Source organism: Streptomyces sp. NPDC030840 (genome assembly GCF_055572015.1).
In genome coordinates this window covers 118,750-124,839 of sequence record NZ_JBVIEE010000028.1, presented here as the reverse complement: position 1 = coordinate 124,839, position 6,090 = coordinate 118,750, and the positions used below count along the sequence as shown (strand labels likewise).

The window sequence follows — 6,090 nt, the reverse complement described above, 5'->3', positions numbered from 1 at the left end:
CACGACCGTCCCCCCCCCCGTAATCGTCGCTCAACGCACACCCCGGAACCCCCACCCCCCCCCCCCTCCCCCCCCCCCCCCCCCCCCCCCCCGGGCCGGCCGGTCCGTAGCGGTCAGATGGCGAGGGTGGTGCCGTCGAAGCGGCTGAGGGTGAAGACCGCGTCCTCCAACGTGGACTCCTTGGCCTCGCGCAGGAGGCCGATGGCGATCTCCTCGCCCAGCCGGACGGCCTGGGTGTAGTCGGTGCGCCAGTGCACGCCGGCCATGTTGCGGCCGGTGGCGACGTTGGCGGCGACCTTGTTGAGCTCGCCGCCGACCGTGAGCCGGTCGGCGTCCAGGCCGGTGTACGGCTCCAGGGCCGTGCCGTCCGTCGTGGGCACGACCGGGTCCGCCAGGACGTGCGACTCGTCGAACCATGCCTTCAGGATGGTCACGCACGCCCCGGCGACCGTGGCGTGCCCGGAACCGTACGAGGGATGGGTGGGGCTCCCCTCCGGGAAGGCCTGCGGCAGCAGGTAGCTGCCGTGCTTCTCGAAGACCCGCTTGACGGCGACGGAGTCCAGCACCCCGGAGTGGATCGGGTACTCCCGCTGCCCGCGCAGCTGCTGATGGACCCGGCCGCCGAACTCCTCCGGCCGCAGCCGCCGGTGCACGTACCACTTCTGGAACCACACCGCCTTCAGCGCGCGGGTGGCCACCTCCGTGACGAGCGAGAGGATGTGCGGACCGCCGTACGTCCCGAAGCCGATCTGGTTGCGGGAGAAGTTGTACGGATTGCCCGCGTCCACCGGCGCGTTCGTGCCCAGCAGGATGAGCGCCGCGTTGAGGTACGCCTCGTACAGCGCGTCGAAGTGCACATAGTGCGCCAGGTCGCGCGGCGTCTGGATGTAACGCCGGCTGGCGAAGTCCCGCTCGTCCGGCTCGGGTGCGGAGCCGTTCTGCACTTCCAGCCAGTCGCCCCAGGTGGTCAGATGGTCCACCGGACGCACCAGCGTGTCCTGCCGCTGGTCGATCAGCAGCGTGCCGTACGGGATGTCCTTGAGCAGGAACTGCGACAGGTACGGCCCGGCCAGATCGCCCCGGGTGTCCCCCCGGAAGATGGTCTGCGGGGTGACCCGGCCGTCCAGCTTCGGCGCCCGGAAGTCCTCCAGCCCGCTCAGCTCACCGGCCGCCTCGGCCACCAGCTCGCTGTCGGTGAAGCGGGTGAACAGCACATCGCGGCACAGCGCCATCCAGTACAGCTCGACCGCCTCGGCGGAGTTCTGCGCGCTGTCGATGCGCGGCGCGGGCGCCATGGACACCGCCTGGGCGTCCGGGCCCTGCGGGTCGAAGGCCAGCCCGGCCTGCGGGTTGGTCAGCTTGCGGGTGTCCGCGAGCGGAATCCGCTCGAAGTCCTCGTAACTGCCCGTGGCCAGCGCCCGGCGAAGCAGGTGGTACGCGGCCGGGTCGACCTCGCCGAACTTGTTGTGCGGTAACCCTTTGGAGTAGTTGGCGACGAACGGGTGGTCCGTCTCCTCCCCGTTGGCGGCGTGGACCGGTACGTGGCGCTGGAACTCCGCCTCGGCGGCCCGGATCCGCGCGTCGCGCGCGGCAAAACGACGATCACTCACTCGAATACCCCCGTATTCCCCCATGAGTTGTGCGTTGCATCGCACTCATCCCATGAGACACCGGGCGTCCCCGGATCGTTGCACCAGAAACGGCAATCAGTGACATCTGCACATATGGGAGACGGGATTCCCCGTCAGACGGTGCTCACCGCGGCCACGAGCCACGAGCCACGAGCCGCGAGCCACGAGCCACGAGCCACGAGCCGCGAGCCGCGAGCCACGAGCCGCGCATCAGCCGAAGGCCGTTGTCGTCCCGTGTCGGCAGGTCGTCGGGAAGGGCGCTGGGGGCGCGTGCGCGTTCCGTGAGGCCACGCGGCATGGTGAGGGGGATGTGGCCGGCCAGTGCTGTGACCGCATAGGTTCGCCGTGTTGGTGGCGGCGGGCAGTTGGATGCGCAGTGACGTCGAGAGTGGCGGGATCGCGATATCTGTCGGCGGATATAGGCGTACCGAACGCTGGTGTGGCCACTCTAAATTCGGCCCATGGAAGAGATCAGCTACCAGGCGGCCGACGACTGCACCCTGCACGCCACCATCACTGGAGAGGGCCAGGCCCTGGTCCTCCTGCATGCCGGCGGCCCTGACCACAAGAGCATGCTTCCCCTGGCCGAACGGCTTGCCGATCGCTTCATGGTCGTACTGCCCGACCTGCGAGGCTACGGCCGGTCGATCTGCAAGGACCCGGCCCGCTATACCTGGGCCCAGTATGTCGAGGACGTAACGCGGCTCCTGGACCGCATCGGTCTCTCCAGTGCCGTACTCGCCGGCGCAGGCTTGGGCTCCACGATCACCCTTCGGACGGCGGCCGCATACCCCGACCGCGTCCGGGCGGCCGTGCTCATCGGGGTTGAGGACATTGAGGACGACGAGGCCAAGAAGGCCGAGACCCGCTTCCTCGACGCGTTCGCCGCCCGCGTCGAGGCTGATGGCATCGAGGCGGGTTGGGAGCCCATCCTCGCCGGTTTCCCTCCCGTTGTCGGTGCCATGGTGCGCGACGCCATCCCCCGATCGGACCCCGCCAGCATCGTGGCCGCAGCCGCTATCGGCCATGACCGCTCCTTCCGGAGCGTCGACGAACTCGCGACGATCACCGTGCCGACCCTCGTCTTCCCGGGCACCGACCTACGCCACCCCACCGCTCTTGCCGAAGCGGCCGCCGACACCCTCCCCAACGGACAACTGGCCACGATCCCGATCGGCGACGACCTCCAGACTGCCGTGGACCTCGCCCGCGTCACCGCTCCCGCCATCCGTGAATTCCTGACCAGATCGGTCCCGCCCGTGATCGGCACGTGGTGATCGTGGCGGTTGGATGTGTGGTGACATCCGATCCGACCACTGCTGGGGTGTGGTGCTTACGGATCGGTGACGTCGGCCCGTGCGGTCGAGTCGCCCTTCCGGAACCAGGCGGGCGGGTCGAACTCGACGTGCCGGCCGGAGTGAGTGACGGGCTGGAAGGCTACGAGCCGGACGGCGGGGTGGTCGATGCCGTACTCGGTGATCGCCCCGAGTCCGTGCTCGTGCAGGCCGCGTTCGCCGGCGGCGGCGAGGGTGACGGTCAGTCCGGCCTCGGCGCGGTTGTCCAGGGCCCGCTGTCAGCCATCTGGCTGCGGTGTCGGTGCCATGTCGGAGCACTGTCGGGGGCTGTCGGTCAGCTGTCGGTGGCTCGTCGGCGGTGGCTGGCACCTTTCCGGAGACGGCCGGCCGGAGCTCACCGGGCGGCCCGATCCCGAAGGAGCCACCATGCACACCCCTGTCACGATCATCGGCGCCGGACTCGGCGGACTCACGCTGGCCCGCGTTCTGCACGTCCATGGAATCCCGGTCACGGTGTACGAGGCGGAGTCCTCGCCGTCGGAGCGCGCGCAGGGCGGGATGCTCGACATCCACGACTACAACGGGCAGCTCGCCCTGAAGGCGGCCGGGCTGATGGACGAGTTCCACGCCATCGTCCTGGAGGGCCGCCAGGCGATGCGGGTCCTCGACCCGGACGGGACCGTCCAGCTCGACAAGGCCGACGACGGCACGGGCGGACGCCCCGAGGTGATGCGCGTCGAGCTGCGACGGACCTCTTCGCTCACCGGGAAAGCGGCGACACCCTGCACGCCTACGTGACGCTGTCCAAGCCGCAGGACTGGTTCGCCGCCGTTGACTTCACCGATGCCGACACGGCGACCGTGCGGATCGCGGCAGAGTTCGAGGGCTGGGCACCGGAGCTCACCGCTCTGATCACCGACAGCGACACCGCGCCGGTCCTACGCCCCCACCACGCTCTGCCGACCGGGCACCGCTGGGACCGGGTGCCGGGGGTGACCCTGCTCGGCGACGCCGCCCACCTCGCGGCCCCGAACGGCGAAGGCGCCAACCTGGCCATGCTCGACGGCGCCGAACTCGGCAAGGCCCTCGCCGCACACCCCGACGACATCGAGACCGCGCTCACCGAGTACGAGCAGGCCATGTTCCCCCGCAGCACCGAGGCCGCCGCTTTCGAAGGTGCCGAGGTCCAAGGGATCGACTCCGACGACAACACAGCCCACGGCCTGATCAACATGGTCACCGAGAAGGACCAATGAGCCACTCAAGCCCCGAACTGATGTCCTCCTTACTGCCCTCCGGGCCGAACCCCTTCAAGAACCGGGGTCATTCGACAGCTCACGGCCACCGTCCTCTGACGTGATCCGCGGGCATGACCGCCCTCGAAGCGGGCGCGGCGCCGGGCCTGCCGGCGGTGATGCGCCCGGAATCCTTATCATCGGTCCAGCAGAAAGGGCGCATCCGCCGCTCGTAGTGGACCGCGGCGGTTACCCCGATCAGTGCCACTCCGGCCGCGGAGATCGCGCCCATCCCCTCAAGATCCATGCGCGTCATGGTGCCGCGCGCAGGGACGCAGCTCGACCAACGAGGGCCTAGCTGCGCAAGGCGCGCTCAGCACGCAACAACGAGAAAGAGCGGGACCCAGTGAGACTGGGTCCCGCTCTTTGCGTTAGGCATCTGCGCCGGTCAACCACATCATCGTGCTGGTTGAGGCGAAGTGCCCCCGGCAGGATTCGAACCTGCGCACACGGCTCCGGAGGCTGGGGGCTTCCTGTATTTTCCTGCAGGTCAGCGAGTTGCCTGATGGCGTATCAGGCTCGTCGTCCCGCGCATGTCCCGCCATGTCAGGATACAGAAATGCTCTGTTTTGTGACTCCGTCTGGAGGCGTATACGCCAGTAGGCTCAGACCGGAGCCAAGGAGTTCGGAGGCTTCCGACGAGCATTCGGCTGGGCCGTGCGAGTCGCTTGTCCGACTATGCCGCTGTGGATCCGGACGGCGGTCTGTCGTCTACCAGCAGTTCTGTGGCGTGACCGGCGGTCCTCACGGCATGGTCCGGGAGAAAACGGCTGGCCTTCCCGCTCCACGTGATCACCAATTCGTCGCGGGCCCGCGTGGCCGCCACGAAGAGCAACGAGCGGGCGCGCTGCTCCTCCTGCCGATAGCGCTCCGTCTGGTCGTGCCGGTAGGTCTCGATTCGCTGATGCGGAACGAGACCCTCACTCACCCCGGCGAGAAAAACCCGTTGGAACTCCAGCCCCTTGAAGCCGTGCAGCGTGCCGATGCGCACGGCGTCAACCCCTGACGGGATGGAGGGCACCCGCTCCCAGCCGGGCTCGACGGGAATCGGACCGTGAGGGAAGGCCGTCCGTCTCGTCGCGGCGAAGTAGAGCACCGCGCCGAGGGAGTAGATGTCGGTCGGCTCCTGGACGTGCTTGGCGGTCGCCTGTTCCAGGGACATGTAGGCCGGGGTCCCGAAACCCGTACCGGTCTTCGTCAGTGCCTCGGCGCTGTCGCGCTCGGTCAGCACCGCCAGGCCGAAGTCGAGCACCACCGGACCGTCCGGGCCGATCGCGATGTTGCCCGGCTTGAGGTCCCGGTGCGGCAGCTTCACCTCGTGGATGGCGCGCAGCGCCTCGACGAGGGCGAGGCCGAGCGCCGCGTACGGACCGACCTCCAGATGGCCGCAGGCGTGCACGAGCTGGTGGAGGGTCGGGCCGTGCACGTAGTCCATGGCCAGCCAGGGCCGGGCCGCGTCGGCGTCCGACGCGAGGAGGGACGGCACTCGCGAGCTGACGACGGTCCGCATCGTCTCTATCTCCTGCCCGAAGCGGGCACGTGCCTGCTGCTCAGAGTGTTCGCTGCCGTCCGTCAGCTTGTCCGGCTTGATCACCTTTTTTGACGGCGGCGAGCACAGGACCGCCGTCCTGGCGTTGGTCGACGTCCGTCAGGTGATAGGCCGCTTCCAGCTCCGGCGCGAGGTCCGCCAGCCGCAGCCTCCGGGCCAGATAGGTCCTGCCCATGCCTCCCTGACCGAGCACGGCGAGCAGCTGGAACGGGCCCAGCACAGTCGGGTCCCTCTCCACGTCCAACGCCTGCATGCTGCTCCGCGTCCCCCGCCTCTCGTATTTGGATCAGATCCGGCCGGCGGCAGAGAAACGGCTCGGG

4 protein-coding genes and 1 pseudogene are annotated in these 6,090 nt (G+C 69.0%); 2 read left to right on the top strand and 3 right to left on the bottom strand.

What is annotated here, in order from left to right; genetic code table 11:
• Positions 1-113 precede the first annotated feature (113 nt).
• On the bottom strand, positions 114-1,610 hold the full coding sequence (locus ACZ49J_RS39520) for a vanadium-dependent haloperoxidase (protein ID WP_467450781.1): 1,497 nt from the start codon (positions 1,608-1,610) through the stop codon (positions 114-116).
• 482 nt (positions 1,611-2,092) lie between these two features.
• On the opposite strand from ACZ49J_RS39520, the gene ACZ49J_RS39515 reads away from it, so the two are divergent.
• Positions 2,093-2,908 carry an alpha/beta fold hydrolase gene (locus ACZ49J_RS39515; RefSeq protein WP_467450780.1) on the top strand — a complete coding sequence of 272 codons (816 nt, stop codon included), beginning with the start codon at positions 2,093-2,095 and terminating at the stop codon, positions 2,906-2,908.
• Positions 2,909-3,352: 444 nt separating this feature from the next.
• Positions 3,353-4,182, top strand: a pseudogene (locus ACZ49J_RS39510) (FAD-dependent oxidoreductase).
• A gap of 715 nt (positions 4,183-4,897) precedes the next feature.
• Here the strand turns inward: ACZ49J_RS39510 and ACZ49J_RS39505 are convergent.
• Positions 4,898-5,815 carry a serine/threonine-protein kinase gene (locus tag ACZ49J_RS39505; RefSeq protein WP_467450779.1) on the bottom strand — a complete coding sequence of 306 codons (918 nt, stop codon included), beginning with the start codon at positions 5,813-5,815 and terminating at the stop codon, positions 4,898-4,900.
• Positions 5,772-6,023, bottom strand: coding sequence for a hypothetical protein (locus tag ACZ49J_RS39500; protein WP_467450778.1), 252 nt, complete (start codon positions 6,021-6,023; stop codon positions 5,772-5,774). Before ACZ49J_RS39500 ends, ACZ49J_RS39505 begins: the two co-directional genes overlap by 44 nt.
• Between the last annotated feature and the right edge of the window lie 67 nt (positions 6,024-6,090).

Bases quoted from the DNA above. Each gene is read 5' to 3' on its own strand.
- ACZ49J_RS39515 (WP_467450780.1), top strand. From the start codon at position 2,093: ATGGAAGAGATCAGCTACCAGGCGGCCGACGACTGCACCCTGCACGCC.
- ACZ49J_RS39500 (WP_467450778.1), bottom strand. From the start codon at position 6,023: ATGCAGGCGTTGGACGTGGAGAGGGACCCGACTGTGCTGGGCCCGTTC.